Annotated in this window: 20 protein-coding genes and 1 tRNA gene; 10 read left to right on the forward strand and 11 right to left on the reverse strand. The window is 67.8% G+C overall.

Features of this window, described 5'->3' with window-relative positions; genetic code table 11:
• Positions 1 to 23 precede the first annotated feature (23 nt).
• The 3 genes from glgB to glgX all read right to left on the reverse strand — a co-directional run bounded on the left by glgB (position 24) and on the right by glgX (position 6435).
• Positions 24 to 2228, reverse strand: coding sequence for a 1,4-alpha-glucan branching protein GlgB (gene glgB / locus KY497_RS11340; protein ID WP_151486318.1), 2205 nt, complete (start codon positions 2226 to 2228; stop codon positions 24 to 26).
• Entirely contained in the window at positions 2225 to 4297 is a 2073-nt protein-coding gene (locus KY497_RS11345) for an alpha-1,4-glucan--maltose-1-phosphate maltosyltransferase (RefSeq protein ID WP_258185679.1), read from the reverse strand. The genes glgB and KY497_RS11345 overlap by 4 nt, the downstream gene beginning before the upstream one ends.
• A gap of 65 nt (positions 4298 to 4362) precedes the next feature.
• The gene (gene glgX, locus KY497_RS11350; RefSeq protein WP_219869067.1) at positions 4363 to 6435 is read right to left on the reverse strand and encodes a glycogen debranching protein GlgX; all 2073 of its coding nucleotides are present in this window, start codon (positions 6433 to 6435) and stop codon (positions 4363 to 4365) included.
• Between the two features lie 100 nt (positions 6436 to 6535).
• Between glgX and KY497_RS11355 the strand changes: the two genes are divergently transcribed.
• Genes KY497_RS11355 through KY497_RS11370 form a run of 4 tightly spaced genes read left to right on the forward strand, consistent with a single transcriptional unit; the run spans position 6536 to position 11654 of the window.
• Positions 6536 to 7711, forward strand: a complete 1176-nt coding sequence (locus KY497_RS11355) for a cysteine desulfurase family protein (protein WP_219869068.1) — start codon at positions 6536 to 6538, stop codon at positions 7709 to 7711.
• Positions 7712 to 7720: 9 nt separating this feature from the next.
• Complete coding sequence (gene mnmA / locus KY497_RS11360; protein ID WP_141386003.1) at positions 7721 to 8818, forward strand: tRNA 2-thiouridine(34) synthase MnmA; 1098 nt, start codon at positions 7721 to 7723, stop codon at positions 8816 to 8818.
• Positions 8819 to 8856: 38 nt separating this feature from the next.
• Entirely contained in the window at positions 8857 to 11190 is a 2334-nt protein-coding gene (gene ligA, locus KY497_RS11365) for an NAD-dependent DNA ligase LigA (RefSeq protein WP_219869069.1), read from the forward strand.
• The gene (locus KY497_RS11370; RefSeq protein ID WP_127482396.1) at positions 11187 to 11654 is read left to right on the forward strand and encodes a hypothetical protein; all 468 of its coding nucleotides are present in this window, start codon (positions 11187 to 11189) and stop codon (positions 11652 to 11654) included. Before ligA ends, KY497_RS11370 begins: the two co-directional genes overlap by 4 nt.
• On the opposite strand, the gene KY497_RS11375 is transcribed toward KY497_RS11370, so the two are convergent.
• From KY497_RS11375 to KY497_RS11385, 3 genes are all read right to left on the reverse strand, one after another.
• Positions 11651 to 12649: an IS481 family transposase gene (locus tag KY497_RS11375; RefSeq protein WP_219869070.1), complete on the reverse strand. Its 999-nt coding sequence runs from the start codon at positions 12647 to 12649 to the stop codon at positions 11651 to 11653. The genes KY497_RS11370 and KY497_RS11375 overlap by 4 nt on opposite strands.
• Positions 12650 to 12792: 143 nt before the next feature.
• Complete coding sequence (locus KY497_RS11380) at positions 12793 to 14637, reverse strand: DEAD/DEAH box helicase (protein ID WP_373695276.1); 1845 nt, start codon at positions 14635 to 14637, stop codon at positions 12793 to 12795.
• A gap of 47 nt (positions 14638 to 14684) precedes the next feature.
• Positions 14685 to 16385 carry a long-chain-fatty-acid--CoA ligase gene (locus KY497_RS11385; protein ID WP_219869071.1) on the reverse strand — a complete coding sequence of 567 codons (1701 nt, stop codon included), beginning with the start codon at positions 16383 to 16385 and terminating at the stop codon, positions 14685 to 14687.
• Between the two features lie 67 nt (positions 16386 to 16452).
• Between KY497_RS11385 and gatC the strand changes: the two genes are divergently transcribed.
• The 6 genes from gatC to KY497_RS11415 are packed head-to-tail and all read left to right on the forward strand — an operon-like array spanning position 16453 to position 22003.
• A complete protein-coding gene (gene gatC / locus KY497_RS11390) occupies positions 16453 to 16752 on the forward strand; it encodes an Asp-tRNA(Asn)/Glu-tRNA(Gln) amidotransferase subunit GatC (RefSeq protein ID WP_031206170.1) in 300 nt (99 codons plus the stop codon).
• Positions 16749 to 18266 (forward strand): Asp-tRNA(Asn)/Glu-tRNA(Gln) amidotransferase subunit GatA, encoded by a 1518-nt coding sequence (gene gatA, locus KY497_RS11395; protein WP_127482393.1) that lies wholly within the window; start codon positions 16749 to 16751, stop codon positions 18264 to 18266. The genes gatC and gatA overlap by 4 nt, the downstream gene beginning before the upstream one ends.
• Positions 18266 to 19780 carry an Asp-tRNA(Asn)/Glu-tRNA(Gln) amidotransferase subunit GatB gene (gene gatB / locus KY497_RS11400; protein WP_219869072.1) on the forward strand — a complete coding sequence of 505 codons (1515 nt, stop codon included), beginning with the start codon at positions 18266 to 18268 and terminating at the stop codon, positions 19778 to 19780. Before gatA ends, gatB begins: the two co-directional genes overlap by 1 nt.
• A 47-nt stretch (positions 19781 to 19827) precedes the next feature.
• Positions 19828 to 21084, forward strand: a complete 1257-nt coding sequence (gene dinB, locus KY497_RS11405) for a DNA polymerase IV (protein ID WP_141386006.1) — start codon at positions 19828 to 19830, stop codon at positions 21082 to 21084.
• A gap of 36 nt (positions 21085 to 21120) precedes the next feature.
• Positions 21121 to 21438, forward strand: coding sequence for a hypothetical protein (locus KY497_RS11410; RefSeq protein ID WP_031206169.1), 318 nt, complete (start codon positions 21121 to 21123; stop codon positions 21436 to 21438).
• Positions 21422 to 22003 carry a hypothetical protein gene (locus KY497_RS11415; protein WP_082524207.1) on the forward strand — a complete coding sequence of 194 codons (582 nt, stop codon included), beginning with the start codon at positions 21422 to 21424 and terminating at the stop codon, positions 22001 to 22003. The genes KY497_RS11410 and KY497_RS11415 overlap by 17 nt, the downstream gene beginning before the upstream one ends.
• On the opposite strand, the gene KY497_RS11420 is transcribed toward KY497_RS11415, so the two are convergent.
• The 5 genes from KY497_RS11420 to KY497_RS11440 all read right to left on the reverse strand — a co-directional run bounded on the left by KY497_RS11420 (position 22000) and on the right by KY497_RS11440 (position 23955).
• A complete protein-coding gene (locus tag KY497_RS11420) occupies positions 22000 to 22497 on the reverse strand; it encodes a DUF2017 family protein (RefSeq protein ID WP_055868417.1) in 498 nt (165 codons plus the stop codon). The two genes, KY497_RS11415 and KY497_RS11420, sit on opposite strands and share 4 nt — an antisense overlap.
• A complete protein-coding gene (gene clpS, locus KY497_RS11425) occupies positions 22494 to 22790 on the reverse strand; it encodes an ATP-dependent Clp protease adapter ClpS (protein WP_219869073.1) in 297 nt (98 codons plus the stop codon). Before clpS ends, KY497_RS11420 begins: the two co-directional genes overlap by 4 nt.
• A complete protein-coding gene (locus tag KY497_RS11430; protein WP_081603925.1) occupies positions 22787 to 23134 on the reverse strand; it encodes a metallopeptidase family protein in 348 nt (115 codons plus the stop codon). The genes clpS and KY497_RS11430 overlap by 4 nt, the downstream gene beginning before the upstream one ends.
• A gap of 27 nt (positions 23135 to 23161) precedes the next feature.
• A complete protein-coding gene (locus KY497_RS11435; RefSeq protein WP_055868411.1) occupies positions 23162 to 23791 on the reverse strand; it encodes a LysE family translocator in 630 nt (209 codons plus the stop codon).
• A gap of 91 nt (positions 23792 to 23882) precedes the next feature.
• A tRNA-His gene (locus KY497_RS11440) sits at positions 23883 to 23955 on the reverse strand.
• Positions 23956 to 23959 lie beyond the last annotated feature (4 nt).

Raw genomic sequence — 23959 nt, forward strand, 5'->3', positions numbered from 1 at the left:
GCGCGGCAGGCGCCGACGCGCGATCAGCCGTGGCTCACGGTCGGCACGTGGGCGTCGGACTGGTGACGCAGCCAGAGTGTCGACAGCGCGGGCAGCGTCAGAGTGGCCACCGGTGCGGCGCCGTCTGACGGCTTCGCGTAGACCAGTCCGAGGTTGCCCGATCCGCGTCCGCCGTAGTCGGCGGCATCCGTGTTGAGCACCTCCTGCCACACGCCCTCCCGCGGAAGCGCGAGCTGGTACCCAGTGCGCTCCACTCCGGCGAAGTTGCTGATGACGACCAGACGCCCGCCGTGGGCGTCACGTCGTTCGAAGGCGATCACCGTCGGGTCCCAGCTCGGCGCGCCGAGACGGCTGAACGACGACGCGTCGTTGTCCCGCTCCCACAGGGGAGCCTGAGCCCGGTACGTGTGGTTCATCACGCCGACGAAATCCTGCAGCTGGGCATGGGAGGGCTGATCGAGGAGCCACCAGTCCAGCTGCCTTCCCTCCGACCATTCGGCGAGCTGGCCGAACTCCTGCCCCATGAAGAGCAGCTTCTTGCCCGGATGCCCCCACATGTAGGCCAGATACGCGCGCACGTTCGCCAGCTTGTGCCAATGGTCCCCGGGCATCTTCGCGAGCAGGCTGCCCTTGCCGTGGACGACCTCATCATGACTGATCGGGAGCAGATAGTTCTCGCCGAACGCATACACGAAGGAAAATGTCATCTCGCCCTCGTGGTGGCCCCGGTACATCGGGTCCCGCGAGATGTACTGCAGCGAGTCGTTCATCCAGCCCATGTTCCACTTGAAGCCGAAGCCCAGACCGGCGTGATCGGTCGGCGCGGTGACTCCGGGGAAGCTGGTGGACTCTTCGGCGATCATGAGGATTCCGGGATGCAGCCGGTACGCGGTGGCGTTGACTTCCTGCAGGAAGCGGATCGCCTCGAGGTTCTCGCGCCCGCCGTGGATGTTCGGCTCCCATTCGCCGGGCTCGCGGGAGTAGTCGAGGTACAGCATCGAGGCGACGGCATCGACGCGGAGACCGTCGACGTGGAACTCCTTGAGCCAGTACAGGGCGTTGGCGACCAAGAACCCCCGGACTTCGGGGCGGCCGTAGTCGAAGATGAGCGTTCCCCAGTCCTGGTGCTCTCCGCGGCGAGGATCCGGGTGCTCGTAGAGCGGCTGGCCGTCGAAGCGCGCGAGGGCGAAGGCGTCCTTGGGGAAGTGGCCGGGGACCCAGTCCATGATCACGCCGATACCCGCCTGGTGCAGCCGGTCGATCAGGTAGCGCAGGTCATCCGGGCTGCCGAAGCGACTCGTGGGTGCGTAGTATCCGCTGACCTGATATCCCCACGATCCGCCGAACGGATGCTCCGCCAGCGGCATGAACTCGACGTGCGTGAAGCCCGCATCGGTCACGTGCTGGATCAGAGGATCCGCGATCTCGCGATAGCCGAGCCCTTCGCGCCACGAGCCGACGTGGATCTCGTAGATCGACAGCGGCTGGGCGACGGCGTGGGTGGCCGCCCTTCGCGTCATCCATGCCCCGTCGGACCAGGTGTGAGCGGAGGTCGCGACGAGCGATGCCGTGGCGGGCGGCACTTCAGCGGCCAGCGCCATCGGGTCGGCCTTGAGGATCCACGCGCCGTCGCGGGTGCGGATCTGGTACTTGTACCTGGTGCCGACCGGGAGTCCCGGGATGAAGATCTCCCAGACGCCGCTGACGCCCATCGAGCGCATCGCGTGGGCCTCGCCGTTCCAGTCGTTGTGGTCACCCACCACGCGCACGGCAGTGGCGTTCGGGGCCCAGACGGAGAACGAGACGCCGATCTCCCCGTCGGACGTGCGCACATGCGCCCCCAGCGCCTCCCAGAGACGTTCGTGACGTCCTTCGGCGATGAGGTGCAGGTCGAGGTCGCCGAGGGTCGGCCCATGGCGGTACGGGTCCCCGGACAACGTCTCGTCGTGGTCCGAGTATCGGGTCGCGATCCGATAGGGGAGTGGAGGGCCGCTGTGCTGCCCCTCCCAGATGCCGTGCGCGACGTGGGTGAGCTCCAGTCGGCTGCCGTCCCCGAAGACGGCGGCGACCTCGGAGGCGAGAGGCCGTCGCACGCGGATAGCCGTGACGGTGCGATCCGCGGCGTCCTTGTGCGCGTGCGCGCCGAGCACGGAATGCGGGTCATGGTGGGTGGCTGAGGAGATCGCCTCCCATTCGGTGGATGCGGCGACGTCTTCCGTGTAGCTCATGATCGGTCCCTCACCTTCAGGATGTGCACCGGCTCGGCGAAGGCGTCGAGCCGCACGTAGTTGTGGTCGCTCCAGGTCCAGACCGCACCCGTGAGGAGATCCTCCACCTCGAAGGGCTCGCCCAGCGGGACGCCCCACTGCGTCGTGTCGAGGTGCACGGTCGTCTCACGCACCGAGTGCGGGTCGACATTGGCGACGACGATGATCGTGTCCGCACGTCCGGTGCCGGTGAACGGCGCCGCCAGGTGCTTGCTGTAGACGAGGACGGCGTCGTCGTCGCTCCAGTGCGTGCGGAAGTTGCGCAGCTGCTGCAACGCGGGGTGCGCGGCGCGGATCTCGTTCAGTCGCCGCAGCAGGGGAGCGAGGGACTCACCGCGGGCTTCGGCCCCCGCCCAGTCGCGGAACTTGTATTCGTACTTCTCGTTGTCGATGTTCTCTTCGGATCCGGGCCTTGCGACGTTTTCGAACAGCTCGTATCCGGCATACACGCCGTACACGGGGCCTGCCGTCGCGGCGATGCAGGCGCGGATGCGATAGGCGGCCCGGCCTCCGAACTGCAGGTACTCGGTGAGGATGTCATGCGTGTTCACGAAGAGGTTCGGACGCATGTAGTCGGAGGTCTCGTGGGACACCGAGGTGAGGAACTCCTCGAGCTCGGCCTTGGTGTTGCGCCAGGTGAAGTAGCTGTAGCTCTGCTGGAACCCCACGGCGGCGAGCGCGCGCATGACTGCCGGCCGGGTGAACGCCTCAGCGAGGAAGATCACGTCGGGGTCGACCGCATTCACCTCCGCGATGAGCCACTCCCAGAACTGCAACGGCTTGGTGTGCGGGTTGTCCACGCGGAAGATCTTCACGCCCTGCGCGACCCAGTGCTGCACGACCCGCAGCATCTCGGCATAGATGCCGGCGGGATCGTTGTCGAAGTTCAGCGGGTAGATGTCCTGGTACTTCTTCGGCGGGTTCTCGGCGTACGCGATCGTCCCGTCGGGGAGAGTCGTGAACCACTCCGGGTGTTCCCTCACCCAGGGGTGGTCGGGGGAGGCCTGGAGGGCGAGATCGAGAGCGATCTCGAGTCCCTCTTTCCGCGCCGCGCGCACGAAGGCGCGGAAGTCTTGGGCTGTGCCCAACTCGGGGTGGATGGCGTCGTGACCACCGTCTGCGGCGCCGATCGCGTAGGGCGAGCCCGGATCGCCGGGCTCGGTGGTGAGCGTGTTGTTGCGTCCCTTGCGGTTGGTGCTCCCGATCGGATGGATCGGCACCAGGTACACGACATCGAATCCCATGGCTGCGACCTCGGGCAACCGTCTCGTGGCCGTGCGGAAGGTGCCGCTCTTCACGGTGCCGTCCTTCAGGCGCTTCGCACCTTCGGATCGGGGGAAGAACTCGTACCAGGCGCCGACACCGGCTGCGCGCCGGTCGGCGTTCAGGCTCTGCGTGCGTCCGGCGGAGCGCAGAGTCCTGACGGGGCGGTCCCGGAAGACCTGAGCGAGTCCGGCGTCCGTCGACACGGCGATGGTGGTCGCGGCGTCGCCGTCGCGCAGCGAGGCGGCCTCGGCGAGCAGCCGCTTGCGCTGTGCCGCGGGGCGGTCCTTCTCCGCGGCGGCACGGGTGAGCAGATCGACGCCGAGCGCGGCCATCACCGGTACATCGACACCGGCCGCCACCTTCAGCTCTGCCGCATGTGCCCAGGTCGCGAAGTCGTCGGAGAACGCCTCGAACCGGAAGAGCCACGCCCCCTGCTCGTCGAGGGCGATGTCTGTGGTCCAGGTGTCCGTACCGTCGTCGAGGGGGGAGAGTCGGTGCAGGCTCTCTTCGCCGGATGGCGACGTGAGCCGGAGGTGCACGCCGATCATGTCGTGCCCCTCACGGAACGCGATCACGCTGAACGGAACGATCTCCCCGACGAAGGCCTTCGGCGCGAATCCGCCCGGAACAGCCGGGGAAGGATCGAGCAGAGGGATGCGGGTCGTCCGCAGCGCACCGGGGGCATCCGCTTCACCCAGGGCGCGCGCCGGGATCTGAGCGGGGCTCCGAAGAGCCGAGGACCGAGTACCAGCACGTGCAGCCACCTCCCGAATGTACCGCGCGGACGTGGTCGCGGGTAGCGCGCCGCGTGGTGCGTCGGGAGCAGGGGTCATTCGACGCGGAACAGCCTCATCGAGGTTCCGGACACCGGCAGCACATCACCCGGCGCGAAGACCTCTTGCTCGTCGGACGGGCGCTCGTGGGCGCTCGACCACAGCGACACGAAACGAGTCGCGCCTTCGATCTCTTCGGGGAGACGCACATCGATCGGTGATTCGGTGCCGTGCACGATGAGCAGGATGCGGTTGTAGGCCTCGGTGTCGGGTGTGGAGGCAGCGACGTACTGCAGCGTCCGGTTCCCGGGGTCGGCCCACTTGCCCTGCTCCATCGTCTCGCCGTTCTGGTCGTACCAGTCCATCACCGAGGCGTTGGGGATGTGTTCGCCGAGTCGCGCGTAGCGGCTGGGGCGCAGCGCAGGGTTCTCCTGACGCAGGCGGATCAGCCGGGAGACATGGGCGCGCAGATCCTCCTGCCAGGGCTCGAACTCCCAGCCGAGCCAGGTCAGCGCCGAATCCTGCGCATAGGCGTTGTTATTGCCGCGCTGGGTGCGTCCGACCTCGTCGCCGGCGGTGAGCATGGGGATGCCCGCCGAGAGGAGGAGCGTGCCGAGCAGGTTGCGCATGGCCTTGCGGCGCGCGGCGAGGATCGTCGGGTCGTCGGTCGGCCCTTCGATGCCATGGTTGAACGCACGGTTCATGTCGGCGCCGTCGCGGTTCTGCTCGCCGTTCGCCTCGTTGTGCTTGACGTCGTAGGAGACGAGGTCGTGGAGGGTGAAGCCGTCGTGGGCGGTGACGAAGTTCACGCTGGCGAGCGGACCACGATCCTCGCTGAAGGTGTTCGAGGATCCGGCCAGACGCGTGGCGAACCCACCGATGCCGACCGGGGCCGAGGCACGACGCGCGTAGTCGATGTCGCTCAGCCAGAAGTTGCGCACCCTGTCCCTGTAGCGGTCGTTCCACTCGTGCCACCCCGCCGGGAAGTTGCCCGTCTGCCAGCCGCCGAGGCCGACGTCCCACGGCTCGACGATGAGCTTCGTGTCGGCGAGGATCGGGTCGGAGGCGATGGCGGTGAGGAGCGGATGCTCCGGCGTGTAGGTGTGGGCGCCGTCGCGGGCGATGGCCGTGGCGAGGTCGAAGCGGAACCCGTCGATCTGCATCTCCTGCGCCCAGTAGCGCAGGGAGTCCAGCACGAGCCTGGCCCCGGCGTCGGTGGCCGTGTTGAGGGTGTTGCCGCATCCGGTGGTGTCGATGTAGACGCCGGACTCGTCCTGGCGGTAGTAGGTGGCGTTGTCGATGCCGCGCAGGCTCGATCGAGGTCCGCCGATGCCCTCTTCGGAGGTGTGGTTGTAGACGACGTCGAGGATCACTTCGAGGCCGGCCTCATGCAGGAGCCGCACCATGCCCTTGAACTCGGCGAGGACCGCTTCGGGTCCCTCCTTGCGGGCCTCTTCGGTCGCGTACGCGGTGTGCGGCGTGAAGAAGTTGAGCGTGTTGTAGCCCCAGTAGTTGGTGAGGCCGCGCTCGAGGAGGCGAGGCTCCGGTACGAAGGCATGTACCGGGAGCAGTTCGATCGATGTGATCCCCAGGGAGCGGAAGTGCTCGATCATCGCGGGGTGTGCGAGACCGGCGTAGGTGCCGTGCAGAGCAGGCGGAACATCGGGGTGGCGCTTGGTGAGTCCCTTGAGGTGGCCTTCGTAGATGACCGTGCGATCCAGCGGGACACGGGGCTTGTGCGAGTCGCCCCAGTCGAACCCGTCGACGATGACGACCGAGCGCCACTCCTCGTAACCGTCGCCCTGTGCGAGGCCACGGGCGTACGGGTCCAGCAGCAGCGTCTCCGGGTTGAACGTGTTCCCCGGGCCGTGCGGGCCGCCGACGCGGATCGCGTAGCGGACTCCCGGCTGGAGGAGCTCGGTGGTGACCTCCCAGATACCTCCGGCAAGGCGTTCGAGAGGCACTTCGTCGGTCGCCCAGTCGAGGTCGGTGGCGTCGAAGACGACCAGTTCGATCGATGAGGCGTTCTGCGACCAGACACGGAGTGTTCCGACGCCGTCGTGCAGACGAACGCCGAGGTTGTCGAGGGCAGATCCGCCGGGCATGGCGAGGTCTCGGGACGCGGGCATGAGTACACACTAGGCGTGATGTGCCGCAGTCTCGCGCCAGGGCGTACCCGGTTCCAGGGGGGAGCACCCTCTCACTGCGGTTTCGCGAGAGAATCGAAGGATGCGGCACTATCTCGACCACGCGGCGACCACGCCCCTGCGCCCCGAGGCACGAGATGCCTGGCTGGCCGCGTCGCAGACGGTCGGCAACGCCTCCTCGACGCACGGTCCCGGGCAGGACGCCCGTCGTCTGCTGGAGGAGTCACGGGAGCGTGTCGCCGCGGTGGTCGACGCCGACCCGATCGAGATCGTGTTCACCTCGGGTGGCACCGAGTCCATCAACCTCGCGCTGCAGGGACTCTGGCACGCCCGCCCTCCGGGATCATCGGCCATCGTGCTGCCCGACGGCGAGCATCACGCGACGATGGACACGGTCGCGGCGCTCGTGGATGAAGGGGCTGAGCTGCGACGGGTGCTCGTCACCCCCGAGGCGCGGATCGATCCGGAGGAGTTCGCCGCCCTGCTACCCGGTGCCGCGCTCGCGACCGCCCTCGCAGCCAACAACGAAGCCGGGACGATCAACGATGCCCGTGCCCTCGCTGCGGCTGCAGCGGTGTCGGACGTCCCCCTCCATCTCGATGCCGTCGCCGCGCTCGGGCACGTGCCGCTGTCGTTCCGCTCCCTGCGCGGCGAGGCCGGAGTCGGCGTCGGACTCGTCGCGATGAGTCTCGCCGGACACAAGATCGGCGCCCCTGTCGGCGTCGGAGCGCTCGTCACCGCCCGCTCCGCCCGCGTCACGGCGGTGCTTCGTGGCGGCGCGCAGCAGCGCGGTCTCCGCGCGGGTACGCAGGACATAGCCGGAGCCGCCGCGTTCGCCGTCGCCCTCGAGCTCGCCGAGAACGAACGCGAGGACGAGGCTGCCCGACTGCGCCTGCTGCGCGACCGTCTCGTCAGCGGGATCCGTGCGGCTGTACCTGCCGCCGAGCTCCTCGGAGATCCCATCGGGCGTCTCCCCGGCAACGCGCACCTGCTGTTCCCCGGGGCTGTGGGCGAGAGCCTCCTGTTCCTCCTCGATGTCGCCGGGGTGGCCGCATCGACGGGTTCCGCGTGTCAGGCCGGCGTCGCCGAGCCCTCGCATGTCGTCATCGCGATGGGGCACAGCGAGCGCGACGCGCGGAGCGTCCTGCGTTTCTCCCTCGGGCGCACGTCGACGGACGCCGACGTCGACGCGGTGCTCGGCGTGATCGCGGAGGCCTACACGCGCGCATCCGGCGCCGGCACAGCCGCACGCTCGTAGACTGGTCGCATGCGGATCCTTGCGGCGATGAGCGGTGGAGTCGACTCCGCCGTCGCGGCCGCCCGAGCCGTGGAGGCGGGGCACGACGTGGTCGGAGTGCATCTGGCACTCTCCCGGGCCGGAGGAACCTTGCGCACGGGCAGTCGTGGGTGCTGCACCATCGAGGACGCGCTGGACGCCCGTCGTGCCGCTGACGTGCTCGGCATCCCGTTCTACGTGTGGGACTTCTCGGAGCGTTTCCGCGACGACGTGATCCAGGACTTCATCTCCGAATACCAGGCCGGCCGCACCCCCAATCCGTGCATGCGGTGCAACGAGAAGATCAAGTTCGCCGCGCTCCTGGAGCGCGCGATCGAGCTGGGCTTCGACGCGGTGTGCACCGGGCACTACGCGACACTGATCGACGGCGATCGGGGTCTCGAGCTGCACCGCGCGTCCGACAACGCCAAGGACCAGTCCTACGTGCTGGGAGTGCTGACCGCCGAGCAGCTCGCGCACACCTACTTCCCCCTCGGCACGACGCCGTCGAAGGCGATCGTCCGCGCGGAAGCCGAGGCACGGGGTCTGAGCGTCGCGCAGAAGCCGGACAGCCACGACATCTGCTTCATCCCCGATGGGGACACCCGAGGCTGGCTCGCCGAGAAGGTCGGCACGGCGACGGGCGAGATCGTCGATCGCAGCGGAGAGGTCGTGGGCTCGCACGAAGGGGCCCACGCCTTCACAGTGGGACAGCGCCGCGGCCTCAAGCTCGGAGTCCCGGCAGCGGACGGCAAGCCACGATTCGTCCTCGAGGTGCGCCCGGTCTCGAACACCGTCGTGGTCGGTCCGAAAGAAGCCCTCGCGATCGCCGAGATCGCCGGGGAGCGGTTCAGCTGGGCCGGCGCCGCACCCACCGAGGTATCCTTCGAGTGCCATGTACAGATCCGCGCCCATGCCGAGCCGGTCGCCGCGCACGCCGCGATCTCCGACGAAGGGGTACGCGTCACCCCGGAGCTGCCGCTCGACGGTGTCGCACCAGGGCAGACCGCCGTGCTGTACATCGGAACCCGAGTGCTCGGGCAGTTCACGATCGACACCACGGTCTCGGCCGTTCCCGTCGGCGCGTAGACGCTTCGGGTGTCGGTGCCCGCTCGTAGACTGACGGGGTGCCGGAGAACATCTCGCTGGAAGACGCCCGAACCGAAGCCGAGGAGCTGACCACGCGCATCCTCGATGCGAAAGAGGCCTACTACGGCCGTGACACCTCATTGGTCGACGACTTCACGTATGACGGATGGATGCACCGGCTCGAAGAGCTCGAACGTCTGCATCCCGAACTGCAGGGACAGGACTCGCCGACGCAGATGGTCGGAGCCGCCGAGGCGACAGGGCTCGCAACCATCGAGCACGCGGAGCGGATGCTCAGCCTCGACAACGTCTTCTCCATCGAAGAGCTGAGGGAGTGGGCGGCGAAGACGAAGGCCTCGGCAGGGCGCGAGGTCGCCTGGCTCACCGAGCTGAAGATCGACGGACTGGCGATCAACCTCCGCTACGAGAACGGTGTTCTGACCTCTGCAGCCACCAGAGGCGATGGGCGTGTGGGAGAGATCGTCACCGAGAACGCTCGGCGTCTTCCGGAGATCCCGTACCGGCTGAGCGGGGAGGGCCACCCCTCGATCGTCGAGGTGCGCGGCGAGGTCTTCATCCCCGTGGCTGCGTTCGAACGGCTCAATGCGGCGCAGGCGTCCTTCCGCGAGCGCGCATATGCCGATGCTCTCGAGCGGTGGGAGTCGCGTGGGGGAGTGAAGAAGCCCTTCGATGAGGAGAAGGCGAGGACCGCGGCCGCCCGACGATTCCCCGCCTTCGCGAATCCGCGCAACGCGGCCAGCGGAGGGCTCCGCCAGCAGATCGACAAGAAGAACGGTCTCGAACTCGAAGCGGGCCTGCTGCGGATCGAGTCGCTCGCCCTCTACGTGCATGGCATCGGCGCATGGACGAACCCTCCCGTGGCGGCGCAGAGCGAGGTGTACGACCTGCTCGCACAATGGGGCCTGCCCACGAGCCCGCACACGAAGGTGTGTCGCACCGTCGACGACGTCGTATCGTTCGTGGAGTACTTCGGCGAGCACCGGCACGACATCGAGCACGAGCTCGATGGGATCGTGGTCAAGGTCGACGAACTCGAGCTGCACGACGAACTCGGTGCGACGAGCCGCGCGCCGCGCTGGGCGATCGCCTACAAGTACCCGCCGGAAGAGGTGCAGACGAAGCTGCTCGACATCGTCGTGTCGGTCGGTCGCACCGGTCGTGCGACCCCGTTCGCGGTCATGGCCCCCGCTCACGTCGCCGGTTCCGTCGTCCGCCAGGCGACTCTGCACAACAAAGACGTCGTCAAGGCGAAGGGGGTGCTGATCGGCGACACCGTCGTGCTGCGCAAGGCCGGCGACGTCATCCCCGAGGTCCTCGGACCGGTGGTCGAGAAGCGCGACGGCAGCGAGCGGGAGTTCGTGATGCCTGTCGACTGCCCGGAGTGCGGCACACCGCTGCGGGCGATGAAGGAGGGCGATATCGATCTGCGGTGCCCGAATGCGAGGTCGTGCCCGGCACAGGTGCGCGGCCGCGTCGAGCACATCGGCTCCCGTGGCGCCCTCGACGTCGAAGCGCTGGGCGAGGTCACCGCTGCCGCGCTGACGCAGCCCACGTCTCCCGCGGTGCCGCCGCTCGAAACCGAGGCGGGTCTTTTCGCGCTCACCCTCGAGCAGCTCGTTCCCATCGAGCTCTTCGTGCGCGACGCCGAGACGGGGCTCCCCAAGGAGGACGAGGACGGGATCGTGAAGACCCGAGCACCGTTCAGACGAAACCCCACACCGACCGAGAAGAAGGCCGGTCTCGAGGGTCCCCAGCCCTCATCCCAGGCGCTCACTCTGCTCGCTGAGCTGGAGAAGGCGAAGACCAAGGATCTGTGGCGACTGCTCGTGTCACTGAACATCCGTCATGTCGGCCCTGTCGCCGCCAGGGCGCTTGCCCAGTGGTTCGGTTCCCTCGACGCGATCCGCGCGGCCTCGCGTGAGGAGCTGGCCGCAGTGGAGGGCGTGGGCGGGATCATCGCCGATTCGCTGCTCGCCTGGTTCGACGTCGACTGGCACCAGGAGATCGTGCAGCAGTGGGCGGATGCGGGTGTGCAGTGGGCGACGCCCGGCCACCCCGGCCCTGGTGCGGCTGTCGCCGAGGGCGGCGTCCTCGAAGGTCTGACGGTGGTGGCGACCGGCTCGCTCGACGGATATACGCGAGAGGGTGCGCAGGAAGCCATCCTCAAAGCGGGCGGAAAGGCGGCCTCCAGCGTCTCGAAGAAGACCCACTTCGTCGCTGCCGGACCCGGCGCGGGGTCGAAGCTCGCGAAGGCGGAGGAGCTCGGTCTGCGCATTCTCGACGCGGCGCAGTTCCACGTCCTGGTCACCGAAGGGCCTGACGCGCTCCCGCCCGTGGCCGAAGAGTCGTGAAGCGCTACGGACCGCTGATCGTGGTCCGTGAGGCGCTGGCTGTCGGAGACCCCGGTCGGCATCACCTGCGACTGACCCCTGACGCCGTGATCATCCGCGAGGGCGTCGAGAACCGTGGCATCGTGCGATGGGCCGACATCGAGGAGATCGCGATCGACGTCCCCACGACCAGGTTCCGCCTGCCGGGTCTGGTCAGCACCCTGCTGCTCGGAGCGCTGACCGCGGCGATGCTGACCGACCCCGGGGTCGATCCCGACGACGGTGCGGTGACTCTTATCGTCGACGGCGAGCCGCGCACTCTCCCGCTGAGCCGGCACCATGTCGGCGGCTATTGGGCGCCCACGGTCGCCGGCGCGCAGCGACTGATCGCCCATCTCATCGCGCACCCGGAGCAGCGCGCGCTTCTCGCACACCCGGAGCCGCTGATCGACGTGGCGGCACGACTCGCGCGCGGAACGGGCTAGCTGTGATGTCCAGGCAGGTTGTTTTCGATTCTGCTGATGGGCGGGGCTCCGATCGCGGAGTGGTGCCTGTGATGATTGTAGAAGTGCAGCCAGCCCGGGAGTGCTTTGCGGCGCTCAGTCTCTGAGGGATAGAGCTTCGCGTATGCCCAGCCGTCGGCGAGGGTGCGGTGGAAGCGCTCGATCTTCCCATTCGTTTGTGGACGGTAAGGCCGGGTCTTCTTCGCCGTGATCCCAAGATCGATGCAGGCATCGCGCCAGGCGTGAGACTTGTAGGCCGAGCCGTTGTCCGAGAGGACGCGCTCGACAGTGACACCGCGGTCGGCAAACCAGGACACCGCTCGGCGGAGAACACCGATCGCGGTGTCCGCTTTCTCGTCGGAGCAGATCTCGGCGTAAGCGACGCGGGAGTGGTCGTCGATGACGGTGTGCACGAACGCAGTGCCGAGCCTCGGCTCGTAACGATGGTTCCTGCTCTTGGTGCGGGTGGCGGTGGCCTCTCGGTTGCGTTCGCCTTGGACGCGGCCGACGAAGCGCCAGCCGCCGCCGTCGGGGATGTTGCCGAACTTCGTGACGTCGACGTGGATCAGCGATCCGGGATGATCGTGCTCGTAGCGGCGGATTTGCTCCCCATTGACCCTGTCGATATGGCTGAGCCGGTTGATGCGGCAGCGCACCAGGACCGCGTGGACGGTCGAGGCGGGCAGACCGAGTTCGCCAGCGATCTGAACCGCGCCGAGACGCCGCCGCCACCTCGCTTTCACGATTTTCTTGACCTGCGGCAGCGGGGTCTTCGTCGGCATCGATCGCGGGCGACTCGAACGATCAGCCATCCCAGCAGGTCCCTCCAGGCGCAGCCTGGCCGCCCACTTCCGGGCGGTCACGGGCGAGACCATGAACATCTTCGCCGCGACCTGCGGCGGCCAGTGATCCTCGACGATCAGGCGCGCCAGTCGAAGCCGGGCGCGTGGGGTCAGGGCAGCGTTAGCGTGGGACACGAGGGCCTCCTGGTTCCTGAAGCGGTTGAACTCAACAGCTCCACTTCACAACCGGAGGCCCTCACCTCTCAGCTCTTCACGGCCGTGTCGCCGAAACAACGTCCCTGGACATCACAGCTAGCTCGTCCCGCGCGCGAGTGCGGTCAGCTCTTGTGACGCGGCTTGCGGAACGGCTTCTCGTCGCGCGTGTCTCGTGCCGGACGCTCATCGCGATCCCGACGCTCGAAACGGTCGCTCCGTCCGCCGTCATCGCGGCTCTCACGGGGACCTCCCGCGCGTCGTGCGCCGGGGCCGCGGTCGGGCTTGATCTCGATCAGACGACCGGAGATACGCGTGTCGCGCAGCTTCTCGAGGACGGAAGCATCGAGGTTCGACGGCAGCTCCACGGTGGAGAAGTCGGGGCGGATGTTGATCGCGCCGAAGTCGTCGCGCCCCAGTCCACCCTCGTTGGCGAGCGCGCCGACGATCTGTCGCGGCTCGACACGGTGACGTCGGCCGACCTCGATGCGGTACGCGGTGTAGTCGCCCCGCCCGCGTCGCTCGGTACGCGGTTCTCGAGCGTCGCGGCCGGCGCGCTCGCGCGGCGGACGGTTGTCGGCTTCCACCGCCCTGGTGAGGGCATCGTTGGCGGGGTCGAGGAGCAGCGGCTTGTCGCCCTGCGCCACGACGGCGAGGGCCGCGGCCACATCGCCCTCCGGCACGTCGTGGTGACGGACGTAGTGCGCGACGATGTCGCGGAACGCCTCGATGCGCGCGGTCTCCGACAACGCCGTGGTGATCGCGTCGTCGAAGCGGTTCAGGCGCGTGGTGTTGACGTCTTCCGTGCTGGGCAGCTGCATCTGCGTCGGGACCTGACGCGTCGCCTTCTCGATGTGCTTGAGCAGGTAGCGCTCGCGCGGCGTGATGAAGCTGATCGCATCACCGCTGCGACCCGCACGGCCCGTGCGTCCGATGCGGTGCACGTAAGACTCGGTGTCGGTGGGGATGTCGAAGTTGATGACGTGGCTGATGCGCTCGACATCGAGACCACGCGCGGCGACGTCGGTGGCGACGAGGATGTCGAGCTTGCCGTCCTTGAGCTGGTTCACGCTGCGCTCGCGCTGCACCTGGGGCACGTCGCCGTTGATCGCGGCAGCGGAGTAGCCACGGGCACGCAGCTTCTCGGCGAGCGTCTCGGTCTCGTTCTTGGTGCGGACGAAGACGATCATGCCGTCGAAGTTCTCGACCTCGAGGATGCGGGTGAGCGCGTCGACCTTCTGCGCGTACGACACCACGAGGTACCGCTGCGTGATGTTCGTGCCGGTCGCGGTCTTCGACTTGATGCTGATCTCTTCCGGATCGCGCAGGTACTTCTGCGCGAGGCGACGGATCTGCGGGGGCATGGTCGCGGAGAACAGGGCGACCTGCTTCTCGACGGGCGTCTGCGCGAGGATCTGCTCGACATCTTCCGCGAAGCCCATCTTCAGCATCTCATCGGCCTCGTCGAGCACCAGGTACTGCAGCTGCGAGAGGTCGAGAGTGCCCTTGGCGAGGTGGTCCATGATTCGCCCCGGCGTGCCGACGATCACGTGCACGCCGCGGCGAAGAGCAGAGAGCTGCACGCCGTAGGCCTGGCCGCCGTAGACGGGCAGCATGTGCACGCCCTTCATCTTGGAGGCGTAGGACTCGAAGGCTTCACAGACCTGGAGGGCGAGCTCGCGCGTGGGAGCCAGCACGAGGGCCTGCGGGGTCTTCTGCGAGACGTCGAGGCGCTCGAGGACGGGGAGCGCGAATGCCGCGGTCTTGCCGGTACCGGTCTGCGCCATGCCGACGACATCGCGGCCGGCGAGAAGAGTCGGGATGGTGGCCGCCTGGATGGGCGACGGGGTCTCGTATCCGAGATCCTTGATGGCTTTGAGGACGGGCCCGGTGATGCCGAGCTCCTCGAATCCGGGGGTCGCGGGAGTGTCCTCGGGGGCGTCGGTCAGCACTGCATCTTCAGGGGTCACTTCCCAAGGGTAGCGCGCCGGGACGATCGGCGCCTGTGAGGGCGTCCTCAGACGCCTGTCGTCAGCGCGATCAGCTTGTCCTTCACCTGGCGCCGGAGCACCTTCCCGATCAGAGACTTCGGGAGCTCATCGACGACGAAGACACGACGAGGGACCTTGTAGGGCGTGAGGATGCTCCGTGCGAAATCGCGGATCGCCTCGACGTCGACATCTGTTCCCTGGTCGACGACGATCGCCGCGACGACCTCTTCGCCGGAGTGCTCGCTCGGCAGACCGACGACCGCAGCATCCGCGACCTGCGGGTGCTGGCGCAGAGCGTTCTCGACCTCGGTGGGGGCGACGTTGAAGCCGCCCGTGATGATGAGTTCCTTGATGCGGTCGACGATGCGCACGAAACCGGCGTCGTCGATCGTCACGATGTCGCCCGTGCGGTACCACCCGTCGACGAAGACGGCCTCTGTCTCCTCGGGCTTGCCGTAGTAGCCCGAGAACACCTGCGGACCGCGCACGACGAGTTCTCCGGCCGTGCCGGGCGGCACGTCTTCGCTCGGGTTCTCCGGGTCCACGACGCGGCATTCGGTGCCCGGAAGGGGGAGTCCGACGGTACCGGGAACGCGGTTGTCCGCGACCGGGTTGGCCATGAGGACGGGCGAGCACTCGCTGAGTCCGTAGCCCTCGACGAGATAGCCGTGGGTGGCCTCCTCGAACGGAACGACCAACTCGTGCGGCAGGGCCATGGCACCCGAGATGGCCACCTCGATGCCGTCGAGTGACACGCCCTCGGCCTTCGCGGCGGCGAGGAGGCGATCCGCGATGGGCGGCACGAGCGGCAGGAATGTCGCCGGGTGCTTCTTGACGACGTCGAGAACGAGTTCCGGGTCGAACTTGGGGAACAGCACCAGTCGTGCACCCATCGACATCGCGAACGTCAGACAGAGCGTGAGGCCGTAAGCATGGAACATCGGCAGGACCGCGTAGACGACGCATCCCTTGCCCCGTTGGATGGAGGGAACCCACGCCTGGGCCTGCGCGGCGTTGGCCAGCAGGTTGCGGTGCGTGAGCGCCGCTCCCTTCGGTGTCCCTGTCGTTCCGGAGGTGTACTGGATGATCGCGAGATCGTCGGTCAGCGGCTTCGGGTGCGACGCCGGGAGTGGTTCCGAGGCGAGCAGCGTGTCCCAGACGACCGTGCCGCGCACCCTCTCCGTGAGCGCGGCTCGCGACTCGCGTGCTTTGGTCACTGGCAGCCGCAGGGCGAAACGGGTGAGGAAGGGCATGGCGCGGGTCACGTCCACCGAGACGAGGTTCGTCACCGCAAGATCCGCCGGGAACTCCTGCACCGTGGAGAGGACTTTGTTCCAGACGATCGCGTGCTTCGCGCCGTGGTCTTCGAACTGCTTGCGCAGCTCGCGCGGCGTGTAGAGCGGGTTGTGCTCGACGACGACGGCGCCGAGACGGAGCACCGCATAGAAGGCCACGATGTGCTGCGGGCAGTTCGGCAGCACGATCGCGACGGGGTCGCCGGCGCGGACACCGAGATCGCGCAGACCCGCCGCCGCGCGCTCGATCGCCGACTGGAGCTGCGCATACGTCGTCTCCCGACCGAAGAACTGGAGGGCGGGGGCGTCCGGATAGTCGCGCGCCGAGGCGGCGACGATGTCCACGAGCGATCCGTCGACGGGAGAGAGGTCTTCCGGGACGCCGGCGGCATAGCTGGCGATCCACGGGCGAGGAGGCTGGAACGTGCTCACCCGCCCAGCATAGGGCGAGCCGCGTGAAGAGCATGGGACTGCGGAGCGCGCCAACTAGACTGGGGGAGTGTCTGAAATCACCCCTGAACTCGTGCGCCATCTCGGTGTGCTCGCACGCATCCAGCTGAACGACGACGAGGTGTCGCGGCTCACGAGCCAGCTCGACGCGATCGTCGACAACATCGCGAAGGTGTCGGAGGTCGCAACCCCCGACGTCGTCGCGACGAGCCACCCGATCCCGCTGAGCAATGTCTTCCGTCCCGACGTGGTCGGGCAGACGCTCACGCACGAGCAGGTGCTTCAGAACGCACCGGATGCCGCCGACGGCCGCTTCCGCGTGACCGCGATCCTGGGAGAAGAGCAGTGAGCGACATCATCCGGCTGGATGCGGCGGATCTCGCCGCGAAGCTCGCCGCGGGCGAGGTGTCGAGCGTCGAGGCGACGCAGGCGCACCTCGACCGCATCGCTGCGGTCGACGGCGACGTTCACGCGTTCCTGCACGTCAACGAGGGGGCGCTCGAGGCCGCAGCGGCGATCGACGCACGACGGGCCGCCGGTGAGGTGCTCGGCCCGCTCGCAGGCGTACCGCTGGCCATCAAGGACGTGCTGGTCACGACCGACCAGCCGACGACGAGCGGCTCGCGCATCCTCGAGGGATACCGCTCGCCGTACGACGCCACGGTCGTGGCGCGATCACGCGCAGCGGGCATGATCGCCCTCGGTAAGACGAACATGGACGAGTTCGCCATGGGCTCCTCCACCGAGCACTCGGCGTACGGCCCCACGCACAACCCCTGGGACCTCGATCGGATCCCTGGCGGCTCCGGCGGTGGCTCGGCCGCCGCGGTCGCCGCGTTCGAGGCGCCCCTCGCGCTGGGTTCCGACACGGGCGGCTCGATCCGTCAGCCCGCCCACGTGACCGGCACGGTCGGCGTCAAGCCGACATACGGCGGTGTGAGCCGTTACGGAGCCATCGCCCTCGCCTCGAGCCTCGACCAGGTGGGCCCGGTCTCTCGGACCGTGCTCGACTCCGGTCTGCTGCACGACGCGATCGGCGGGCACGACCCGAAGGACTCGACCTCGCTGCGCGACACCTGGCCCTCGTTCGCCGAGGCCGCACGAGAGGGTGCGCGCGGAGACGTGCTCAAGGGTCTCAAGGTGGGCGTCATCCGCGAGCTGCCGGACAGCGGATTCCAGCCCGGTGTGGCATCGTCCTTCCGCAGCGCGCTCGCGCTCATGGAGTCGCAGGGTGCCGAGATCGTCGAGATCGGCGCCCCCCACTTCGAGTACGGCGTCGCCGCGTACTACCTGATCCTCCCGGCCGAGGCATCCAGCAACCTCGCGAAGTTCGACTCGGTGCGGTTCGGCCTGCGGGTGACTCCCGATGGCAACCCGACCGTCGAGGACGTCATGTCCGCGACACGCGACGCCGGATTCGGCGACGAGGTCAAGCGACGCATCATCCTCGGCACCTACGCGCTGTCCGCCGGTTACTACGACGCCTACTACGGCAGTGCGCAGAAGGTCCGCACCCTCATCCAGCAGGACTTCGCGAACGCCTTCGCCGAGGTCGACGTGATCGCGACGCCCTCGGCGCCGACGACGGCGTTCAAGCTCGGCGAGAAGATCGACGACCCGCTGCAGATGTACCTGAACGACATCACCACGATCCCGGTGAACCTCGCTGGCGTTCCCGGCATCTCCATCCCCAGCGGCCTGGCAGACGACGACGGTCTCCCCGTCGGCATCCAGTTCATCGCCCCGGCACGTGAGGACGCCCGACTCTACAAGGTCGGCGCCGCGCTCGAGACGCTGCTCGTGGACTCGTGGGGTGCGCCACTGCTCACCCGTGCACCGCAGCTCGCAGGAGGGAAGCGCTGATGGCCGCCGCCAAGCTCATGGACTTCGACAAGGCGCTCGAGATGTTCGAGCCGGTCCTCGGATTCGAGGTGCACGTCGAGCTCAACACGAACACGAAGATGTTCTCGGATGCGCCGAACCCGGCGAACGAGGCGTTCCACGCTGCCGAGCCGAACACGCTCATCGCCCCGGTCGACCTCGGGCTGCCCGGGGCGCTGCCGGTCGTGAACGAGACGGCCATCCGCTCCTCGATCAGCCTGGGGCTCGCCCTCGGCTGCTCGATCGCGGAATCGAGCCGATTCGCCCGGAAGAACTACTTCTACCCGGACCTCGGTAAGAACTACCAGATCTCGCAGTACGACGAGCCGATCGCCTACGAGGGATCGGTCGAGGTCGAGCTCGAGGACGGAACGCTCATCACGATCCCCATCGAGCGCGCGCACATGGAGGAAGACGCCGGGAAGCTGACCCACATGGGTGGGGCGACCGGACGCATCCAGGGCGCCGAGTACTCGCTGGTCGATTACAACCGTGCTGGCGTGCCTCTGGTCGAGATCGTCACCAAGACGATCTTCGGTACCGACCACCGTGCACCCGAGGTCGCCAAGGCGTATGTGCAGGCCATCCGCGACATCGTCCGCGGACTCGGCATCTCCGAGGCGCGTCTCGAGCGCGGCAACCTGCGATGCGACGCGAACGTCTCCCTCCGCCCCCGCGGCCAGGAGAAGCTCGGCACGCGCACGGAGACGAAGAACGTGAACTCCATGCGGTCGGTCGAGCGTGCGGTGCGGTACGAGATCCAGCGCCAGGCGCAGATCCTCGCCGACGGCGGGACCATCACGCAGGAGACCCGGCACTGGCACGAGGACACCGGCACGACCTCGCCCGGCCGTCCCAAGTCCGATGCCGACGACTACCGCTACTTCCCGGAGCCCGATCTGCTGCCGGTGGAGCCTGCCGCCGAACTGATCGAAGAGCTGCGCGCGGCGCTGCCCGAGCAGCCGGTGGCACGCCGTCGCCGCCTGATGGCGGAGTGGGGCTTCACCGACCTGGAGTTCCAGGACGTCCGAAACGGCGGACTGCTCGAGGTCGTGGAGGCGACGATCGCTGCTGGGGCGACTCCGGCCACCGCGCGCAAGTGGTGGACGGGTGAGATCTCCCGTCTCGCGAACGCCCAGGAGAAGGACGCCACCGAGCTCATCAGCCCGGAGAACGTCGCAGCCCTGCAGCAGCTCGTCGACGCCGGCACCCTCACCGACAAGCTCGCTCGCCAGGTGCTCGAAGGCGTCATCGCCGGCGAGGGCAACCCGCAGGAGGTCGTCGACGCCCGTGGACTCGCGGTCGTTTCGGACGACGGCGCATTGATCGCCGCCATCGACGAAGCACTCGCCGCGCAGCCCGACGTCATGGCGAAGATCAAGGACGGCAAGGTGCAGGCCGCCGGTGCCGTCATCGGAGCGGTCATGAAGGCGATGAAGGGCCAGGCGGACGCCGCACGCGTCCGTGAACTCATTCTCGAGCGCGCTGCGCAGTAGCGTGCGACCCCGGGCCTCATGTCGGAGGCCCGGGGGAGGATGGATGCATGGGACACGGTGACGGCAGCGGACGCATCGTCTCCGCCATCGATGCCGACGACACCGGCACGAGGATCCTGCACGTCGACATGGACGCGTTCTACGCGGCGGTCGAGGTGCTCGATGATCCCTCTCTCCGCGGTCTGCCGCTGATCATCGGCGCGCCGGACGGCCGTTCGGTCGTCTCGAGCGCGTCGTATGAGGCCCGCCGATACGGCGTTCGCGCGGCGATGCCGGTTTCGCAGGCTCTCAGGCTGTGTCCGTCCGCGCGTATCGTCCCCCCGCACTTCCACCGGTACCAGGAGGTCTCTCGGCAGGTGATGGCGATCTTCGAATCGTTCACACCGCTCGTGGAGCCGCTGTCCGTCGACGAGGCGTTCCTCGATGTGCAGGGTGTGCGTCGTCTCTGGGGGAGCCCCGCGCGCATTGCCGAACTCATCCGAGCGCGCGTCCTCGATGAGGTCGGGATCACGTGCAGCGTCGGCGTCGCCGCCACCAAGCACGTCGCCAAGATGGCTTCGACGATATCCAAGCCCGACGGGATGCTCGTCGTCGCGGCGAAGGACACGCTCGACTTCCTCTCTCCTCGACCGGTCCGTGCCATGTGGGGCGTCGGGCCGAAGGCCGCTGAAGCGCTGGAGGCTCGGGGGATCCGAACGGTGCGAGATGTGCGAGATGCCCCGCGCGAGATGATCGAACGCGCTGTCGGGCCTGCGCTGAGTGCGCGACTCGCACAGCTCGCCCGGGGAGAGGATGCGCGCGTCGTCGACACGGAGCGCGTGGAGAAGAGCATCGGTCATGAGGAGACCTTCGACGCCGACATCCTCGACCGCTCGTTCCTGCGGGCGGAACTGCTCCGACTGGCCGACCGCGTCGCTGCCCGGCTCCGCCGAGCGGAGTGGGAGACATCGACCGTCGCGATCAAGATCCGTTTCGATGACTTCCGTACGCTGAGCCGGTCCCAGACACTGAGCGAGCCCACAGCAGTGGGTCAGCGCATTGGAGAAGCCGCTCAGTCCCTGTTCGAGCAGATCGACCGTCGTGATCCGGTGCGACTCGTCGGCGTCCGTGCCGAGAATCTTCGACCAGCCGGCGGAGGCGCCCTCGGGCTCTGGGACGACGACGAGGACTGGCGCCGAGTCGAGGGCGCGATGGATGAGGCCGTCGCCCGGTTCGGCGCGGCGACGATCAGTCGCGCCCGACACATCGGCCGCGGCGATGGCAGAGGCGCCGCACAACACCCGAAAGCCCACGGCCTGGATTGATCCCACAGGGCATGGTTCCTCGGCTAGCGTGGGGTTATGCCGAACATTGCACTGGAACTCGGAAAACAAGCTGCGTCCTTCGGCGTGAAGAGCGCGTACGGAGAGCCGCAGGACGTCGACGGTGTGAGCATCACGCCGGTCGCGTTCACCTACTCGGGCTTCGGCGGTGGCAGCGGAGACGGTGCCGAAGGTGGCGGTGGCGGTGGAGTCTCCGTTCCCGTCGGCGTGTATGTGCGTCGCGAAGAGGGCTTGCGCTTCGAGCCGAACATCGTCACGCTTCTCGTGGTCGCCGTGCCGTTCGTCTGGGTCGCCGGACGGGCGCTCACCCGCATCATTCGTGCCCTCAAGAAGTGACGACCCGGTCTCAGCCGCGCTGGAGCAGGCTGCGACACTGATCGAGCAGGATGTCCGCGCCGTCGCCGCTGTCAACCCGGTCGTGCTCATCGACGGGGGAAGCGGAGCGGGGAAGTCCTCTCTCGCCTCCCTGCTCGTGCGTCGCTGGCCCGTGGTCGGCCATGTGCAGCTCATCGCGCTGGACTCGCTGTACCCCGGCTGGGATGGTCTCGAAGGCGGCGTCGAGCGCGCCCTGGAGTGGATCCTCCGCCCGCACGGCCGCGGCTACCTCGGGACTTGGCGGCGGTGGGACTGGGAGGCTCAGGCTGAAGCGGAAAGCCACGCCGTCGATCCGGCTCTCGGCGTGATCGTCGAGGGCAGCGGGATACTCCGGGCGTCGACCGCCGGCCTCGCCGACGTCAGAATCTGGGTGGAGTCCGCGGAGGCGTCGCGCAAGGCGCGAGCTCTGGCCCGCGACGGCGACACCTACCGCCCGCACTGGGACCGCTGGGCTGCGCAGGAGCGTCTGCACCGGGAGCGGGACGATCCTCGTTCCCTCGCCACCCGAGTCGTCGAGGTTCCCTAGCGCCTTCCATCGGCGTCATCCGCCGCCTGGATGAGAACTTCCAGGCGGTAGCCGAGCCAGTCGTACACATCGTGACGACCGTCGGTTCCGGTCTCTTCGTCGGAGGTGATCCCCAGGCGAGCCGCGATCACGAGTCGAATGGCGGTGAGCGTGCGGAGCCAGGAGTCGAGGTCTGCAGTGGGGACCGAGAGTTCGCGCGTCAGGAGGGCCTCCGCCTCCTCGAGACCGTCACCACCCTCGGGGAGTTCTCGGAGCGCCGTCCGCATCAGGCGCGCATCGCTGAGTCGCCGATCGAGGAGGTCGTCTCGCGTGCTCTCCGCGAAGCCGGCAGCGGAGGCGGGATCGTCGGGGTAGGGGTTCGGTGCCAGCCGGTCGATCGCGGGGTCCCCGACGTCACGCGAGGTGACGAGCAGCTCGAGGAAGTCATCCACGAGCTTCGCGAGGTGGTGCTCCTCGATGGCGGTGATCGGGACGATCACGGTGTCAGAGGTCATGACGTCGCCTTCCTGACCGTGGCCCAGAGCCCGAAGTCGTGCATGGCCTGTGCATGCAGCTCCATGGTCTCGCGCGGTCCGGTGGCCACGATCGCATGCCCGTCGTGGTGCACGGCGAGCATCAACGCCGTCGCGTGATCGAGGGAGTACCCGAAATACGTGCGGAAGACGCGCACCACGTAGCTCATCAGGTTGACGGGGTCGTTCCAGACCACCACCTGCCATGGCTCGAGGGGAGCAGCGCTCAGGTCGGTCACCTCATCGAGGTCGGGAACCGCTGTCGGGATCGTCACGCCCAGCCCATCTCATGCAACTGCTCGTCGTCGATTCCGTAGAAGTGCGCGATCTCATGGACCAGTGTGGTGTGGATCTCGTCGCGGAGCTCGTCGTCGGTCTCGCACTGCGCGAGGTGCGGTTCGCGGTAGACGACGATGCGATCGGGGAGTTCACCCATTCCGTACTGCGTCCGCTCGGTCAGCGCCAGGCCGTCGTAGAGCCCGAGCAGATCGAGGCTGCCGTCCTCGGGCCGATCCTCGACGACGAACACGACGTTCTCCAGCCCTTCGACCATGTCGTCGGGGAGGCGGTCGAGCTCGTCGATCACGAGCTCTTCGAAGGCGGCGGCATCCATGTCCATCATCTCCAGCCTAGGGGCGACGGATGGTCAGTGGAGGAGAACGAGAATCGCGGCCACCACGATGAACAGGGCGCCGAAGACCGTGTTGAGGACACGCTGCCCTCGCGCCGTGCGCGTGAGGCGACGGAAGGGGCGCGCGGCCGCAGCGAAGAACCCCCACATCACGATCACATCGACGACGATCACGGTGACGATGAGGGTGAGGTACTGGGGCAGTGGCGGCTCATCCAGCCGGACGAACTGCGGGATGAACGCCAGGAAGAAGACGATCGCCTTCGGGTTCAGCAGGTTGACCCAGAACCCCCGGCGGATCATCGACCAGTGGCTCTCCCTGGAATCGACCGGAACGGGAACGTCGTCGACCACGACCGCCGGCTTCGTGAGGATGAGACGTATCCCGAGGAACACCAGGTACGCCGCACCGGCATAGCGGATGCCGTTGAAGAGCACCTCCGAGCGAGAGACCAGCAGTCCGACGCCGGCGGCCACGACAGCCACATGGACGATCAACGCGATCTGCTGCCCGACGATGCCCCATATCGATCGTCGCCACCCTTGATTCATGGCGTTCGACATCGTGTTGATCGCACCGGCGCCGGGCGTGAAACTGATCACGACGGAGGCGGTCAGCAACGAGAACCAGACCGCGAGCGACACCCCGTCAGTCTAGAGCTCAGGAGGGGAACAGGCCGATCATGCGGAGATGCGAAGAAGGCCCGAACCTTGCGATTCGGGCCTTCTTCAGGAGGGTGAGTAACGGGACTCGAACCCGCGACATCCGGCACCACAAGCCAGCGCTCTACCAGCTGAGCTATACCCACCATG

Origin of the sequence: Microbacterium sp. PAMC22086 (assembly GCF_019443525.1) — a bacterium.
Classification (GTDB): domain Bacteria; phylum Actinomycetota; class Actinomycetes; order Actinomycetales; family Microbacteriaceae; genus Microbacterium; species Microbacterium maritypicum.